We start from the raw sequence: 14687 nt of genomic DNA, 5'->3' as shown, positions 1-14687 counted from the left end.
CCTGGACGTGGGTCCAACAGACCACATGCCGCTACGGAAGGCGCAACCCCGCGCACCCCGCCCCGCGCCGACGCCGCGGCCGCGCCTCGACAGGGCGACGGCGTCCGGGCCGTCAGCGCGCGGCGAGCGCCCGACCGGCCTCTTCGGCGCTGGCCAGGGCCCGGTCGTGCTCCTGCTGGGCGAGGTCCTTGAGGGCCTCCATGCCCGGCGTGGTCGCGGCCAGGGTGAGTTCGCGCTTGATGAGGGTCAGGTCGGCCTGCCAGATGTCGCCGACGACGCGCTCCAGGTAGGGGGTGGAGTGGTCCCAGCCCTCGCGGGGGGTGCCGGGGCCGTAGCCGCCGCCCAGGGTGGTGGCCAGCACGGTGGGGGTGCCCTTCAGCAGCGGGTTGGCGGGGCCCGCTCCGGCGATGACCAGGTCGGCCCAGGCCTTGAAGTGCTGGGAGACGCCGAAGTTGTACAGCGGCACGGCCAGGACCACAGCGTCGGCCTCCTGGAGTTCGGCGACCAGTTCGGCCGCCAGGGCCAGGGCCCGGACCTGTTCGGGGGCGCGGTCGGCCTCGTCCGTACCGGAGCCGATGGTGGCCAGGGCCCAGGCGTCGGCGGGCAGCGGGTCGGTGCCCAGGTTGCGGCGGTTGACGGCGCCCCGAGGGTGGGCGGCGGCCCATTCGGCCTCGACCCGGTCGGCGATCTCGGCGCTGCTGGAGGCGTTCGGCAGGATGCTGGCGTCCAGACGGAACAGGTTCATCGGGCTCTTCCCCCAAGGGTGTTCGGGTTCGCGGTACGCGGAGCACGGCCACACGGCCGGACGGTCCAGCCGTCCGGGTGACCCTCGCACCACTATAAACGGACTTTACCCCGTTTAATGTTCCCGGGGTAGGTTGTCCGTGTGACTTCTCCCCTGGTGCCCTTCGGGAAGGAGCGCGGCGAACGCGCGGACGCCGCGCGCAACCGCGAACGCCTGCTGGAAACGGCCCGCGCGATGATCGCCGAACACGGAACACGGCAGGTGACCATGGACGGCCTCGCCGAACGCGCGGGGCTGGGCAAGGGCACCGTCTTCCGCCGCTTCGGCAGTCGCGCGGGCATCTTCGTGGCCCTGCTCGAAGACGCCGAGCGCCGCTTCCAGGAACAGGTGCTGTCCGGACCGCCGCCGCTGGGACCGGGCGCCGACCCCGCCGAGCGCCTGGTCGCCTACGGGTGCGCCCGCATCCCCTTCCTGCTGGAGCACCACGCGATCGCCCGGGCCGCCGTGGACCGCTCCCTGCCGGTGCCGGCGGGCGCGGCCGGTATGACCCAGCCCCACATCCGCATGCTCCTGGGCCTGGCCGGTCTGCCCGCGGACCGGCGGTACGGCCTCTCCGTGCAGCTGACCGCCGCGTTGGAGGGCCCCCTGGTGCTGTACATGTCGACGGACGAGGTCGCCGCCCCTCCGGAGCCGGACGCCCCCAACCCCCTGATCGACGGCTGGCGGTTCCTGGTCGAACGCCTCCTCGGGGGCTGAGCGACCACTCCTCACCCCCCGGCCGGGACCCGGGCGGACCGCGCGCCCTGGTGGGTCCGGACGGGCCCGGGGGTCAGGGCGGGCCCCGTCCTGCGCGTGCGCGCCCACACCACGAGCGCGATCACGACGGCGGTGACGGCGGGCACGAGCATGATGGGCGACCCGGTGCCCGCCGACCGGTCCATGACGGAGGCGCCGAGGTCGATCTGCAGGACGATGCAGATGAGGAAGGTGAGCGTGTTGAGCAGCCCGTGGATGACGATCGGGATCTCGATCCCGCCGGTGCGCCAGGTGATGACGGCCAGGCTGAGGGAGAGCAGGAAGTACCAGATGTTGATCCACGGGTCACCCGCGCCGTGGATGGTCGTGAACAGCAGGCTGGAGACGACGACGGCGAGGACCAGCCCCACCCTCGGCCCACGGCTCCAGCTCCCGGCGACCTGGAAGGCCAGCCCGCGCAGGCCGTACTCCTCACCGGCCGCCTGGAGGGGGACCAGCAGCAGGGTGAGGACGAACATGGCGACCAGGTCGGCGAAGGGCCAGTCCTTCTGGACGGGGGGCGTCCAGACGTTCATGACGGTGACGGCGATCAGCCAGAAGGGGCCGATGAACAGCAGGGCCCGGCCGAGCACTCCGAATCGCAAGCGCGAGAGCACCGAGTGCAGGGAGGCCCCCCTGACTCCGTAGAGCAGCCGCTGGATGAGCATGCTCAACGGGATGAGCATGGCGAGTCCGAGCATGCCCGAGGCGTGGTACACCGGCGTGTAGTCGGTGCCGCCCGCCGCCGGGTTGGTCCTGCCCATCTGCCCGTCCACGAACGCGGAGGCCTCGGCGAAGGCGTAGCTGATGGCGAACAGCCCCACGAGCAGGAGCACGATCGCGAGGACGCCGCGCAGGACGCGGCGCTTGTCCCCGGCGAGCATGCGGTGGTACTCCACCCCCGGCGGGACGGGACGCGGGCCCCGGCGGCGCGAACGGTGCCCGGACGGACCGGCTGACGGGTACGCGTCCGGAGCGGGGGGAAAGGCGTCGGCCGGCGGAGGTGCCGACCAGGCGTGGTGACGGTCGTCGTTGGAGTTCATGCTCCGAACCTAGGCCGGAGCGGAGCCGTGACGGAGTGTCACCGGTCACGGGTTTTCCGCGCACTCCGCACGGGAACGGCATGACGGATGTCATGTGCCGACGGATCCCGGCGGCACGGGCGGGTGGCCGACGACGGGCGCCCCGCGCAGGTCCGCCACCGTCGCGGAGCCGGGCGGTCGGGCGGTCGGGTGCGGGGACCGGCTGGGCGCCGGGACAGCCGGACGCGGGGGTCAGCCGCCCAGCGCCGGGTAGTCGGTGTAGCCGGTGGCCCCGCCCACGTACATCAGGTACCTGTCGCGCACCGGGTTGACCGGCGCCCCGGTGCGGATGCGCTCGACCAGGTCGGGGTTGGCCAGGAAGGGCCTGCCCAGGGCGACCAGGTCGGCCCCGGCCCGGAGCATGCGCTCGGCGGCGGCCCGGCCGCCGTCGGCGGGAATCCCCCCGCCGGGCAGCACCGGGTTGCCGATCAGGGTGCGCGACCAGCGTGAGCGGATCCGCTTCCACACGGAACTGTCGGGGTCGGCGAAGGCCACGTGCAGGTACACGGGCCCCAAGGCGTCCAGGCGGGTGGCCAGTTCCGGGTAGAGGGCGGCGATGTCCTCCTCGGTCTCGGCGACGCCGTTGGCGGTGTTGCCCGGCGAGACGCGCACGCCGACGCGGTCGGGGCCGATCTCGGCGACGACGGCCCGGACCACCTCCAGGACGAAGCGCATCCGGTTCCCGGGGCTGCCGCCGTAGGCGTCCCGGCGCCGGTTGGTGCCGGGGGTCAGGAACTGGTGGAGCAGGTAGCCGTTGGCGGCGTGCACCTCCACTCCCAGGAACCCGGCCTCCACGGCCCGCCGGGCGGCGGCGGCGAAGTCGGCGACGGTGGCGGCGATGTCGTCCCGGTCCATCTGCCGGGGTGTCACGGCGGGTCGGCGCCCGCCGGGGGTGTGGATGGTCCCGGGCAGGGCGATCGGTGAGGGCGCCAGCGGGGTCAGGCCGCTGGTGTCGGGGTGGCCGACGCGGCCGCCGTGCTGGATCTGGGCGAACATGCGCCCGCCCGCCTCGGCCACGCGGCGGTTGACCCGCCGCCAGCCCTCGGTGTGCTCGGGGCGGTACAGGGCGGCGGTGTCGGGGTAGGTGCGCCCGACCCCGCTGGGCGTGGAGGCCTCGGCGATGATCAGACCGGCCGAGGCCCGCTGGGCGTAGTACTCGGCCATGAGCTCGCTCGGGGTGCCCGAGGGCTCGGCGCGGTTGCGGGTCATGGGGGCGATCACCAGCCGGTTGGGCAGGTCGGTGTCGGCGAGGCGCGCGGGGCTGAGAAGCGGGGACGCTGTTTCCTTGGCGTTCATGCGGATACCGTAGGAGTTGACACAGGTGTCAGATTCAAGCGCGAGGAACGTGAGGTGCGTCATGCGCATCGGTGAGCTGGCCCGGCGCAGCGGGGTGAGCCCGCGTTCGCTGCGCTACTACGAGCAGCAGGGCCTGCTGGCCTCCGAGCGCACCGCGGGCGGGCACCGCGAGTACGCCGAGGCCGCGGTGGACAGGGTGGTTCGCATCCAGGAGCTGTACGCGGCGGGCCTGTGCAGCGCCAAGATGGTGACGCTGCTGCCGTGCATGCGCGGCGCCGACGGCGTGCCCGCCGCCATCGCCGACGCCGACCTGGTCCGCGAACTGAGGATCGAGCGCGAGCGCATCGACCGGATGATCGCCGACCTGCGGCGCTCCCGGGAGCTGCTCGACGACGTCATCGCCTCCGCCGGGGGCGACGGGACCGGGGAGGGCTCCCCCACCGGCCGCCGCTGACGGGGCCTTCCGCCCGCGGACGCCGGGAGCTCGGGGGGGGGAGCCCAGCCTGTCGCGGTCACGGCCCGCTGGCACCGAACCCGCCCCGCGCCGCCCGGGCACTCGGCGAAGCGCTCCTCCACCACGCGTCGGAGGCGGTTCCCGTTCCCGGTACCGGTCCCCGCTCCGGCCGGTCAGCGGTGGTCGCGGCTCATCAGCGCGACGACCTCCCCCGCGGCCCGGCGCAGCGGCCTCCTGCGCAGCCACATCAGGTGCACCGGCATCGCCAGCCCGTTCTTGAGGTTGACGAACTCCAGCACCCTCACCCTCCCGGCCGCGACCGCGTCCCGCACCGCCCCCGAGGGCAGGTTGGCCCACCCCGCACCGCGTTCCACGAGCGCCAGCGCGGCCTCCACCGAGTCCGCGTGCCACCGGGCGTCGGAGACCAGGAGCCGGCGATCGGCGACCGCGTCGTCGGGACCGGCGACCACGATCTGGCGGCTGGCACCGAGGTCCTCCAGGCGCCGCAGGTCGGCGGGCAGGCCGGGGGTGTGCGCGGTGGCCGAGACCACCGCCACGAAGACCTCGTCGGTCACGTTGGTGAAGACCTCCTCCCGGTCCATGTCCGGGGCCGCGGCCAGCAGCGCCAGGTCGGCCCGCTCCCGGTGCAGCATCTCCCGGACCGCGTCCTGGGGCGCCCGGAGCAGGTTCACGCGCAGCAGGGGGTAGCGACCGCCGACCCGGGCCAGGGCGTCCAGCAGGTCCCGGTCGGGAACACCGGCGGCCGCGGCGACGGTGAGCGTGCTCTCCAGGTCCCGCGACAGCTCCACGGCGTGGACCTGCAGCAGCCGCAGCCTGCTGGCGACGGACCGTGCGTGGGGCACCAGGGCCAAAGCACGCGGGGTGGGCACCGCCTCGCGGCGCGACCGGTCGAACAGGGGGTAGCCGAGTTCGGCCTCGATGTTGGCGATGCCCATGCTCACCGCGGAGGGCACCCGGCGCAGCGCGCGGGCCGCGCCGGAGAAGGAGCCGTGGTCGACCACGGCCAGGAACAGCTCGATGCCGTCACTGGAGAGAGCCATACGACTGTCAGCTTTTCTGAAGGGACCTGACTTTTCTGTTCAGTGGTCCTGAATATAACGTCTTCCCCCGTTGAGCGACGGAACGGGGAGTGTGTGCTGTGCGAGGCGTGAAGCGCAAGCTGGTCTACGTGGGCGGATACGAGGTCCTGGGGCTCGCGGTGGGCACCGCGGTGATGACGCTGCTGACGGGCGAGTCACCGGCCGCCACCGGACCCCTGGCGCTCATGATCACCTGCGTGGCGACGACGTGGAACCTGGCCTTCAACTACCTGTTCGAGGCGTGGGAGCGGCGCCAGCGGGACCGCACGCGCACCGTGCGCCGGCGCGTCCTGCACGCGGTGGGCTTCCAGCTGACCCTGGTGTGCTTCCTGATCCCGCTCATCGCGTGGTGGCTGGAGATCACGCTGTTGCGGGCGTTCGTGCTGGACCTGGTGTTCATCGTCTACATCCCGTTCTACACCTTCGCTTACAACTGGGCCTTCGACAGGATCTTCGGCGTTCCCAGCTCGGCGGTGAACGAGGTCGGGCAGGAGGAGCCGGCCGGTTCCGGGCGTTCTGACTGAGGCACGCGCCGTCGCACGCGCACACGGGACCCGTACCGGTGGCCTCTGCGCGGCGGGCCGCCCCCGGAGCCGTCGTCACCGGCGCGGACCGGTCGGGGGAGGAATCCGCCGACCGGCCCGCGCGCAAGGACCGGACGGTTCAGCGCGACGGCCCGTAGGTGAGGCGGCGCAGCGCCGCCTCGGCGGGCCCGCGCACGCCCCGGCGGCGCATGAGGTCGGCGAGCAGCACCGTGGTCAGCCACACGGCCACCGCGACGCCCGCGCCGACGGCGGGCGACGTCATGTGCAGGTCGAGCGTGTAGGAGGAGAAGAGCACGGCCCAGGCCACGGACTGGGCCAGGTAGAAGGTCATGGAGCGCTGTCCGAGCGCGGCCAGGGCGTCGGTCACCGGCCCCTGTCGGCCCGTGAGGCGGACCGCGACCAGGGCGATGAGCGCGGCGTAGCCGAGCGCGCCCGCGTAGCCGCTCACCTGGTGCAGTGCGGTGGCGGCGACGAGGTCCCCGGCGGTGGCGCCGGTCCACACCTCCGCCTTGTCCAGGGCCAGGGGGAGGCCGCCCAGCGCCGCCAGGGGGATGCCCGTGAACGCGGTCGCGCGCAGCAGCCGCAGGTGCTCGTGGGGCCGCTCCAGGATCCGGTGCCGGGCCGCCAGGACGCCGATCAGGAACGGGACGAGCGTGCTGGCGAACATCACCACGGCCAGGACCGAGAACAGGGTCACCCGGAAGAGGAGTTCGTCCGCGAACCCGTCGGGCATCAGCGGCATACCCTGTCCGGTCACTACGTCCTCGGCGGCGATGAGGGCGTGCAGGGCCGCGGCCACGGGCAGCCAGGCCGCCGCCAGGATCACCAGGGTCCGGTCGCGCAAACGCAGGACGCCCACCAGGGCCAGCGTCACCAGTCCGTAGACGGCCAGGATGTCGGCGGGGAAGAGCAGCACCGTGTGCGCCAGTCCGAAGGCGATCATCCACAGGCCGCGTCGGCGCAACAGGCCGCGGGTCCGGGGCCAGTCCTGCCCCTGTTCGCCTCGGCGGCGGTGGATCTGGGCCAGGCCGTAGCCGAACAGGGCCGCGAACATGGGGTAGCTGCGCAGGTCGACGAACATGACCGTGGCCGCGGTGGTGAGCTGGTCGGCGGGGCTGGGAGCGCCCTCCGGGCCGCCGATGAACACGGTGAACAGGTGCGTGTGGGCGAGCGCGATGAACAGCAGCATGACGCCGCGGGCCAGGTCCGGGGCCAGGGAGCGGCGGTCGAGCGGGAGCGGGTGGCCGGGGACCGGAGCCGTTCGGGGCTCGGGAGTGGACGTGTGGGACATGGTGGCCTCCGAAAGGGCCTTGGACTCCGATGGACGGCGTACGCGCCGAGGCGCGCACCGGGGCGCACGTCGGAGCGACGCACTGCGCGTACATCGTACACACAACACTCCCCCGCCTCAAGCCCCTTAATTTCGACACTAAAGCCCAACAGCACTAGTGCACATGCCTAGTGCACCAAGGATCGGAAGGGGCTCCCCAGGGCCACCCCAGCGCCTTCGCCGAGGCAGCCCGAACCCCGCCGTGCACTAGTACACTCGGGAACAACGAGACAGGAGCGGAAGGGGTCAGCGGTGTCCACGACCGGAAAAGAGGAACTGCCGCCCTACGCGCGGGTCGTCACCGACATCCGCGCGCGCATCGGCTCCGGGGAGCTGCGGCCGGGCGAACGGGTGCCCTCGACCAGGGAGATCATGCGCGAGTGGGGGGTGGCCATGGCCACCGCCACCAAGGCGCTGGCCGCCCTGCGCCAGGAGGGTCTGGTCGAGGCGGTGCGCGGAGTGGGCACCCTCGTGCGCGGCGCACCCGCCCCCGCACCGGAGCCGCGGGAACCACAGCGCCAGCGGGAACGCCCGCGTCCGGTGCGGACGGAAGACCCGGGAAGCCATCGTCCGGCCGCCGAGACCGGCGGCCTCGACCGGGGGGCCATCGTCCGGGCCGCGATCACCATCGCCGACGCCGAGGGGATCGACGGCCTGTCCATGCGCAGGGTCGCCACCCAGCTCGGGGTGAGCACCATGGCCCTGTACCGCCACGTCGCGAACAAGGAGGCGCTGGTGACGGCGATGATCGACCAGGTCTACACCGAGCACGCCCTGCCCGACCCGCCGCCCGCCGACTGGCGCGAGGCGCTCGAACTGGCGCTGCTGACGGAGTGGGGCGTCTACCGGGCGCACCCCTGGGCCGTCCAACTGACCCCGCTCGCCGGGGCGGTCCAGTCGCCCGGGCTGGTGCAGAACGCCGAGTGGATGATGCGGGTGATCACCGGCCAGGGCCGCTCACCGGACGAGGCCATGGCGATCCTCACCTTCGTGTCCGCCTACACCTCCGGCATGGCCCTCCAGGGCACACGCGCGGTGGTGGAGGGGTACGAGGCAGGGATGGACGCCGAGCACTGGTGGAGGTCCAGGGGCGAGGAGTTCCTGCGGATCGCCGAGCAGGGCGGGTTCCCCCTGACGTTCAGCGTCTCGGGGCCGACCGACGTGCACGCGATCTTCGGCCTCGGAATGAAACACCTGCTGGACGGACTCACGCCGCTGATCGAATCGGGAGAACGGTCCGTGGACGGGGGCGCCGCCGGTCCGACGGGCACGACCCGGTGAGCCCGCGAAGGGGTCCCGACGGGCGTCCCGCGAGCGCCACGGGGTACACCTGAACACGGGGGGGTTCCTGGCCGTGCGACACCGTGGACGACCGCTTCCGCCCGGCCCACGGCGGGGACCCGGCCGACGAGGGGAACCGGAGGCGTTCCGAGGCGGCGGCATCACTACAATCACCACCGGTTCCACAACGCGATCGGCGGCCCTCCCGCCCTCCGCGGCACCAACCTCTCAGATCAGCAGACGCACAGCAGCGCCATGACGTCGGTGACGCGGCCGCTGCGGAGCCGCACCCCACCGGCGCCCAGGTCGGCTTTTGAGGAGCTACCGAAGATGTCCCAGGGTCTGGTGCGGTACGCACCATCGGTGAACGACGCGAGGGTGCTCGGGGCGGTCTACCCCCGCCGCTCCCTGGTGCTGGTCACCGGGGTGCCCGGGGCCGGGAAGAGCACCCTGCTGCGGCGGCTGTTCGGTCTGCGCGGGGACGAGGAGCGGACCGTGGTCGCCGCCGACGGTGTGCGGGTGATCGACTCGCTCCAGTCGCGCTACCGGCTCGGGGCGCTGCTCGGCCGCGTCCCCTACCCGCTGTGGCGCTGGGTGGTGCACGTACTGCACCTGGCCCGGGTGACCACAGCGCTGCGCGGCGGCCCGGTGGTGGTGCACGAGTGCGGGACCCGGCGCTCGGTCCGCGTGCTGCTCGCCCTGCTCTGCCGACTGCGCCGGTACGAGGTCCACGTTCTGATGATCGACGCCACCCCGCAGGAGGCCCGGAGCGGGCAGGCCGCCCGGGGACGGCGGGTGACCGCGCACAGCCACCGGACGCACTCGCGGCGCTGGCGGCGGCTGCGCGCGGCCACCCGGCGCGGGCCGGAGGCGTTCGCGCCGGGCGCGCGCAGCCTGCTCGCACTCGACCGGCGCCGGGCGCGGGAGCTGGCCTGGATCCGCTTCGGTTCCGGCCCGGACGCCCTCGGCGCCCTGCGCACCGCAGAGGAACCACCACCCGCCCGGATCGAACGCGTGATGTCCGGTACCCCGTGACCCCGGCCGGTCGGCGCCGCCGACCGGCCCGCCCCCGGGCAGCGGTCCGCTGCCCGGGAGCGGTCCCGAACCCGCTGCGACTCGGGGGACCCTACCGCCGTGTCCTCAGGACGGGACGACGGCCCACTCCGGCATCGGCGGGAGCGGAGCGATGCGGTAGCGCGGGGGCTCGGTGCCGTGCAGGTGGCGCACCAGGTAGTCCCAGGTCCGCCGCGTGACGTAGTGGTAGCGGCCGATGAGGCTGTGGTCGACGCCGGGCACGAGGAGCATGTCGACGTCGGCGTCGGCGTCGATGAGCGCGTCGACCAGGCGCAGGCTCTGGTAGTGCAGCACGTTGTCGTCGAGCTCGCCGTCGATCAGCAGGAGCTTGCCGCGCAGGTTGTCGGCCAGGTGCGTGTTGACCATGGCCCGGCGGTTCTCCGCGCTGGGCTCGCCGCAGAACTGTTCGGTCCAGAACGGCAGGTAGACCGAGAAGTCGTGGGCGCCGGTCCGCGCGACGCCCACGGTGTAGAACTCCGGATGGGTGAGCAGGGCACGGGCCGTGGCGAAACCGCCCCCCGAATCGCCGGTCATGGCCACTCGGCCGGTGTCCAACCAGGAGTGGCGGCGCCCCAGCTCGCGGATGGCGGCGACGTGGTCGGCCAGCGCCGCCGACATGCCCAGGTCCCCCGTGTAGGAGTGGTCCAGGAACGCCTTGCCGCGCAGCGGGGTGCCCCGGCCGTCGATCGCGACCACGGCGAACCCGAGCGCGGCCAGCGCCTCGGGCTCCCCGGTGAACAGGTTCCCGAACGCCGGCGACGCCCGGTGCGTGTTGGGTCCGGGGTAGCAGTGGTCGACGACGGGGTAGCGCCTGGCCGGGTCGAAGCCGTGCGGGCGCCACAGCACGCCGTGGATCGGAGTGCGCCCGTCGGCGGCGAGGGTGCGGAACCGCTCGGGCGGGCTCCAGCCCGCCGCTCGGAGCGGAGCGGTGTCCGGGGCTTCGAGTTCGACCAGGGTCAGCCCGTCGCCGTCGAGCACCCGTGCCCGCGGCGGCGTGGCCACGTCCGAGGCCCGGTCGAGGAGATAGCCGCCCTGTGGAGGGCTGACCGCGTCGTGGTCGAGGTCGTCGTCGGTGAGCCGCTCGAACCCGCTGCCGTCGAGGCCCACGCGGCAGATCTGTCGCACGTAGGGGTCGTCGGCGTGGAGTCCGCAGGCGACGAACCACACCTGGCGGCGGTCCTCGTCGACCCACAGCACCCGGTGGACCAGCCACGGCCCCTCGGTGACCCGCTCGGCCCGGCCGCCGTCGGCGGAGTAGAGGTAGAGGTGGCCCCAACCGTCGTGCTGGGACCACCACAGGATCTCCCCGGAGTCCAGCACACGCGTCACCGGAGGGAGGTGGAGGTAGGGCGAGGGGTCGACCCGGGTGCGGTCGGTCTCGGTGACCAGCGTCGTCCGCGCCCCGGTGAGCGGGTCGAGACGGCGCAGTTCCACGGTACGCCCGTCCCTCGACTGGTGCAGGACGTGGATCGCGCTGCCCCGCTGTCCCGTCCACCACCGTCGCGTCAGGTTGTGGACCGAGAGGACCTCCGGGTCGCCCTGTTCGCCGACGACCCGCCGGGTACCGACGTCGAGCACGCGCCATGACACCGTCGCCTGGGCCTCGTCGTCGGGCATGGGGTAGCGGATGCGGTGTGCCACCGGCCGCCCGCCCCCGGGCGGGGACGACTCCACCAGCACCTGTTCGGGCAGCCCCCGCTGGTCGATCCGGTGGGTGAGCAGCCGGGTGGAGTCCGGCGACCACTCGGCCACGAGCGGCGCGTCCAGGCCCTGCAGGGGCAGCGATACCTTCGTGGCGGCGTCGGGCAGGCCGCCGTAGTCCCAGTCCGGCTCCGCGTCCTCGGTGAGCGCGAACTCCTGCCTGCCGTCGCGGCTGCGCACCCACACGTCGCCCCCGCGGCGGAACGCCACCCACGCCCCGTCCGGTGAGGCGACCTCGCCCGGCCCCGCGGGGTGGTCGTCGTCGATCCGGGTGCAGGACGAGGCGCGGTCCGACCACTCCCACCGGGTGTCGAACGCCGAGAAGCGGATCGCGTCGGCTCCGCCGCCCGGGGGCTCGAAGTCGAGGGACGCCAGCGGCAGGTCGTCGGCCTCGACCGCGTGTCCGGAGCCCTGTGACAGCGCCGCCGCCAGACGTTCGTGGTCGAACGCGTCGCGTCTGGTGCCCGCCGTCGGATCGACCACGATGTGCCGTGTCCCCGAGCGGTACCAGAACCGGGCGCCGTCGCTCGACCACTGCGGTGCGACGGCGGCCTGCGGTATGAGGCGGGCTCTGTGCGGCGCGAGCATCTGCTCGGCGCGGGCGTAGTCGGCGGCGTCGAGGCGTGTTCGTTCAGCCGGATCGTTCACGGGGAGGCCTTCCGCTCGTGGTGCTTGGCGCCGCCCACTCAACAGGGTGACGTCGCGTCGGACTCAAGGGATGGGTGACCGACACCTCGTCGAGGCCCGCTTCTCCCGGAGCCGCTGCGAGGGGCTAGGTGATCCGGGAGTAGCTTCGTAGGCGGTCCGGGGTCACTGACGCCGTCACCGACCCCGCGTTGACGCGCACCAGCCCACCGAGGACGAGTACGAACCGGACCACCCCTCCTGGACACCGGTCGTCGTCCCGGGCGGGGGTTCCTAGGGGGCGGACCGAGTACACCGGCAAAGGGCGACGGAGGTCCTCCGGCGCTGTCCGAGGTCGTCCGGCAGGCCCCGGGAGTCGTCCGACACGGCCGGTGACCACCCGGCGGAGGTCGCCGACACGGCGGGGCGAGGCATCGACCGGGTCTGCGAGGAGGACCGGCGCTCATGGTCCTTCCTGGCCCGCACCGGGTTTGAGCTTCACTCGCTGCCCCCACACAACCGACGAAAGACTCGGCAGGAAAGAAATGTGGACCGTTCTCCTCCATGTCAATCCGACCACCGTCGCGGTTTCAGTCTTTCTCATCGCGATCTTCTCGCTCCTCATCTCCCTCTCCCTCGCCCGGGGGCAAGGGGAGGCGCGCTCGAAGGTGCGCGCCCTGACCGCAGTGGCGACCTGCTTGTATCTGTTCGTCCTCGCGGCGCCGCTCCTGCACTGGACCCAGATAAACACCGCCGACCGCAGCGTCGAATGGGATCCTCTTTCTTCTTTTCATGAGATTCAGCAGCAGTCCATTCCGGAGGAGACGTATGCTTCGATCCTGAGCAACGGGCAAAGCGCCTTCTACAGTCCGCATGAGCTCACAGAAGAGGAAAGGCAAGCAGAACTTCGGTTCCAGCCTCACGATTTTTTCCTTCACGAGGAAAGTGACGGAACTATCACCGTGACAGACCAAGCAGGCGGAGAGGTCTCGGGAAAGGATGAGGCCCTTGCCCTCCGGGAGATGGCGGACGGCATCGCCACCACTGGCCAGCCCCTGGAGTATGCAGGGCTGATCGTCGAGGAAAAGGTCATGAACCTCCTCCTCTTCATTCCCATCGGGGTTCTGGCCTTCCACGCTTTCACGTCCTGGGCAGCTCGGGCGTTCTTCGGCCCCGGGCTTTCCGTGACCATCGAGTGCATCCAGTGGGCCTTGGCCGCGGGAAGAAGCGCCGACGTCGCGGACGTCCTGGTCAACACCACGGGTGCTTTTGTCGGCGTGCTGCTTGCCACTCTCACAATGGCTGCGGCACGGAAGTGGGCAGGAGCCGGGCCACGCAAGCTCACCAGCAGCTAGGACGGTGTCGGTACCCTTGCGTCCGGCGCGAGCCGTCCGGGACCAGCCGATGAGATGGTGTCGATCGCGGCGTCCGGGCAGCCGAAGGCCGGGACGGTAGGTGCACCGTATTCGGTCGGCTCCGCCGTCAGCCCCCGGTAGACCCTGCCCGTGGTCCGCTCGGAGCCCCCGAGCCCCGGGTTTTCGCCAACGGGACCATGCTGTCAACGTCCAGGCCGCACGCTTCAACGCGGAAACGCTGGGCTGTTTCCCCTTTTCCGGCTTGTCTTGTCCATCCCCCGTCTTCGGACCTTGAGGCAGGGCACCTTAGGGTTTCAGAGCGTGGCAAACCATCATGCCCTCAGCGGAAAGGCTCCGCGTGTCCGACGACCAGAGTTCTGCGCCCCTCGCATCAAAGAGAGCGCTGCTCCTCATCAGTGCCGTCGGCCTGACCGAACTCACGGCAGGTAGCGCCTTCGGTGTCATCGTTGCTTCCGACTATGCCGTTTTCTCTTCCGTCGAGGAGCGGGGATGACCCAGCAGCCCGTGTACGCGTCCATCGAATATCCGGCCGTGTGCCAGGGTTGCGGCGGACGACTGGAGTGCCAGGGCGTCCAGGTCCTGGTGGGCGGATCCCTGCGGTGGGACGTCGAATGCGCGTGCCGGGCCTGTGGTTCCTCGTTCACGGCCTGCGGCGGTGCTCTCCCCGACGAACTGCGGGATCGGATTCTCGACGAGCACGGCCCGGTGAAGCTTCTCGTGGACCCGTCAGCTGGAAACGTCGCGATCATGCGTGTGCTGCGGGCCGAGCTCGGCATCGGCCTCACCGATGCCAGAGCCGTGCTCGACCGGGTACTGGCTGGTGACTACTCGGGAACCCTTCCGGAGGTGGAGCTCCTGGCCCGGAGGCTGCGTGCGGCGGGGGTCGAGGCCGCGTCCGCCCGGTGTTAGGGACGTCGCCTGCGCGGAGTCCGGAGCGGGACGGCTAGCGATCAGCAGGTGTCCGGCGGGGGAACCGGCGCACGGCGTCGGCGTACGACTCCGCCACCGGTTCCACGCACCCTGTGGACGATCCCCCGGACACGACGAACGGCCCCTTCGCTTCCGGCCCGGACGCCCGCGGTCCCCTACGCACTGCGGAAGAACCACCACCCGCCCAGATCGAACGCGTGATGTCCCGTACCCCGTGCCCCCGGCCGGTCGACGCCGTCCACCGGTCCGCACGCTTGGCCGAACGCCCTCAGCCGGGAAGAAGCGCGGGCTCCGCACGGCCTGATCGCAGTGGGCAGCACCTTACGGGTGCCGCCCACTGCGCTCCAGGTTCAG

14 protein-coding genes are annotated in these 14687 nt (G+C 72.2%); 8 read left to right on the top strand and 6 right to left on the bottom strand.

Translation table 11 applies throughout. The annotated features are described in order from the left end of the window. Nucleotides 1-112: 112 nt before the first annotated feature. On the bottom strand, nucleotides 113-745 hold the full coding sequence (locus tag ABD54_RS03875) for an FMN-dependent NADH-azoreductase (RefSeq protein ID WP_047868030.1): 633 nt from the start codon (nucleotides 743-745) through the stop codon (nucleotides 113-115). A gap of 141 nt (nucleotides 746-886) precedes the next feature. Here ABD54_RS03875 and ABD54_RS03870 point away from each other — a divergent pair, with 141 nt between their 5' ends. Further along, a complete protein-coding gene (locus tag ABD54_RS03870; RefSeq protein WP_047868029.1) occupies nucleotides 887-1501 on the top strand; it encodes a TetR/AcrR family transcriptional regulator in 615 nt (204 codons plus the stop codon). A gap of 11 nt (nucleotides 1502-1512) precedes the next feature. Here ABD54_RS03870 and ABD54_RS03865 read toward each other — a convergent pair whose 3' ends face one another. Then, complete coding sequence (locus tag ABD54_RS03865) at nucleotides 1513-2439, bottom strand: CPBP family intramembrane glutamic endopeptidase (RefSeq protein ID WP_235431969.1); 927 nt, start codon at nucleotides 2437-2439, stop codon at nucleotides 1513-1515. Between the two features lie 375 nt (nucleotides 2440-2814). Next, nucleotides 2815-3918 carry an alkene reductase gene (locus tag ABD54_RS03860; RefSeq protein WP_047868027.1) on the bottom strand — a complete coding sequence of 368 codons (1104 nt, stop codon included), beginning with the start codon at nucleotides 3916-3918 and terminating at the stop codon, nucleotides 2815-2817. Nucleotides 3919-3979: 61 nt separating this feature from the next. On the opposite strand from ABD54_RS03860, the gene ABD54_RS03855 reads away from it, so the two are divergent. Next, nucleotides 3980-4372, top strand: a complete 393-nt coding sequence (locus tag ABD54_RS03855; protein ID WP_047868026.1) for a MerR family transcriptional regulator — start codon at nucleotides 3980-3982, stop codon at nucleotides 4370-4372. 173 nt (nucleotides 4373-4545) lie between these two features. On the opposite strand, the gene ABD54_RS03850 is transcribed toward ABD54_RS03855, so the two are convergent. Then, nucleotides 4546-5433, bottom strand: coding sequence for a LysR family transcriptional regulator (locus ABD54_RS03850; RefSeq protein ID WP_047868025.1), 888 nt, complete (start codon nucleotides 5431-5433; stop codon nucleotides 4546-4548). Between the two features lie 98 nt (nucleotides 5434-5531). On the opposite strand from ABD54_RS03850, the gene ABD54_RS03845 reads away from it, so the two are divergent. Beyond that, a complete protein-coding gene (locus ABD54_RS03845; protein ID WP_047868024.1) occupies nucleotides 5532-5996 on the top strand; it encodes a PACE efflux transporter in 465 nt (154 codons plus the stop codon). A 139-nt stretch (nucleotides 5997-6135) separates the two neighbouring features. On the opposite strand, the gene ABD54_RS03840 is transcribed toward ABD54_RS03845, so the two are convergent. After that, nucleotides 6136-7308 (bottom strand): DUF418 domain-containing protein, encoded by a 1173-nt coding sequence (locus tag ABD54_RS03840; RefSeq protein ID WP_047868023.1) that lies wholly within the window; start codon nucleotides 7306-7308, stop codon nucleotides 6136-6138. A gap of 291 nt (nucleotides 7309-7599) precedes the next feature. Between ABD54_RS03840 and ABD54_RS03835 the strand changes: the two genes are divergently transcribed. Together ABD54_RS03835 and ABD54_RS03830 are read left to right on the top strand one after the other, a co-directional pair. After that, nucleotides 7600-8628: a GntR family transcriptional regulator gene (locus ABD54_RS03835; protein WP_047868022.1), complete on the top strand. Its 1029-nt coding sequence runs from the start codon at nucleotides 7600-7602 to the stop codon at nucleotides 8626-8628. Between the two features lie 330 nt (nucleotides 8629-8958). After that, the gene (locus ABD54_RS03830) at nucleotides 8959-9663 is read left to right on the top strand and encodes an AAA family ATPase (RefSeq protein WP_047868021.1); all 705 of its coding nucleotides are present in this window, start codon (nucleotides 8959-8961) and stop codon (nucleotides 9661-9663) included. Between the two features lie 105 nt (nucleotides 9664-9768). Here the strand turns inward: ABD54_RS03830 and ABD54_RS03825 are convergent, their stop codons facing one another. Further along, nucleotides 9769-12051 (bottom strand): DPP IV N-terminal domain-containing protein, encoded by a 2283-nt coding sequence (locus ABD54_RS03825; RefSeq protein ID WP_152691997.1) that lies wholly within the window; start codon nucleotides 12049-12051, stop codon nucleotides 9769-9771. Between the two features lie 521 nt (nucleotides 12052-12572). Between ABD54_RS03825 and ABD54_RS03820 the strand changes: the two genes are divergently transcribed. The 3 genes from ABD54_RS03820 to ABD54_RS03815 all read left to right on the top strand — a co-directional run bounded on the left by ABD54_RS03820 (nucleotide 12573) and on the right by ABD54_RS03815 (nucleotide 14312). Beyond that, nucleotides 12573-13382 carry a VanZ family protein gene (locus ABD54_RS03820; RefSeq protein WP_053063530.1) on the top strand — a complete coding sequence of 270 codons (810 nt, stop codon included), beginning with the start codon at nucleotides 12573-12575 and terminating at the stop codon, nucleotides 13380-13382. A gap of 358 nt (nucleotides 13383-13740) precedes the next feature. Beyond that, nucleotides 13741-13896: a hypothetical protein gene (locus ABD54_RS28270; RefSeq protein WP_155979732.1), complete on the top strand. Its 156-nt coding sequence runs from the start codon at nucleotides 13741-13743 to the stop codon at nucleotides 13894-13896. Then, nucleotides 13893-14312: a hypothetical protein gene (locus ABD54_RS03815; protein ID WP_047868020.1), complete on the top strand. Its 420-nt coding sequence runs from the start codon at nucleotides 13893-13895 to the stop codon at nucleotides 14310-14312. The genes ABD54_RS28270 and ABD54_RS03815 overlap by 4 nt, the downstream gene beginning before the upstream one ends. The last annotated feature ends 375 nt before the right edge of the window (nucleotides 14313-14687 follow it).

This window comes from Nocardiopsis sp. RV163 (assembly GCF_001029525.1).
Classification (GTDB): domain Bacteria; phylum Actinomycetota; class Actinomycetes; order Streptosporangiales; family Streptosporangiaceae; genus Nocardiopsis; species Nocardiopsis dassonvillei.
This window is presented reverse-complemented; position numbering and strand designations above follow the sequence as displayed.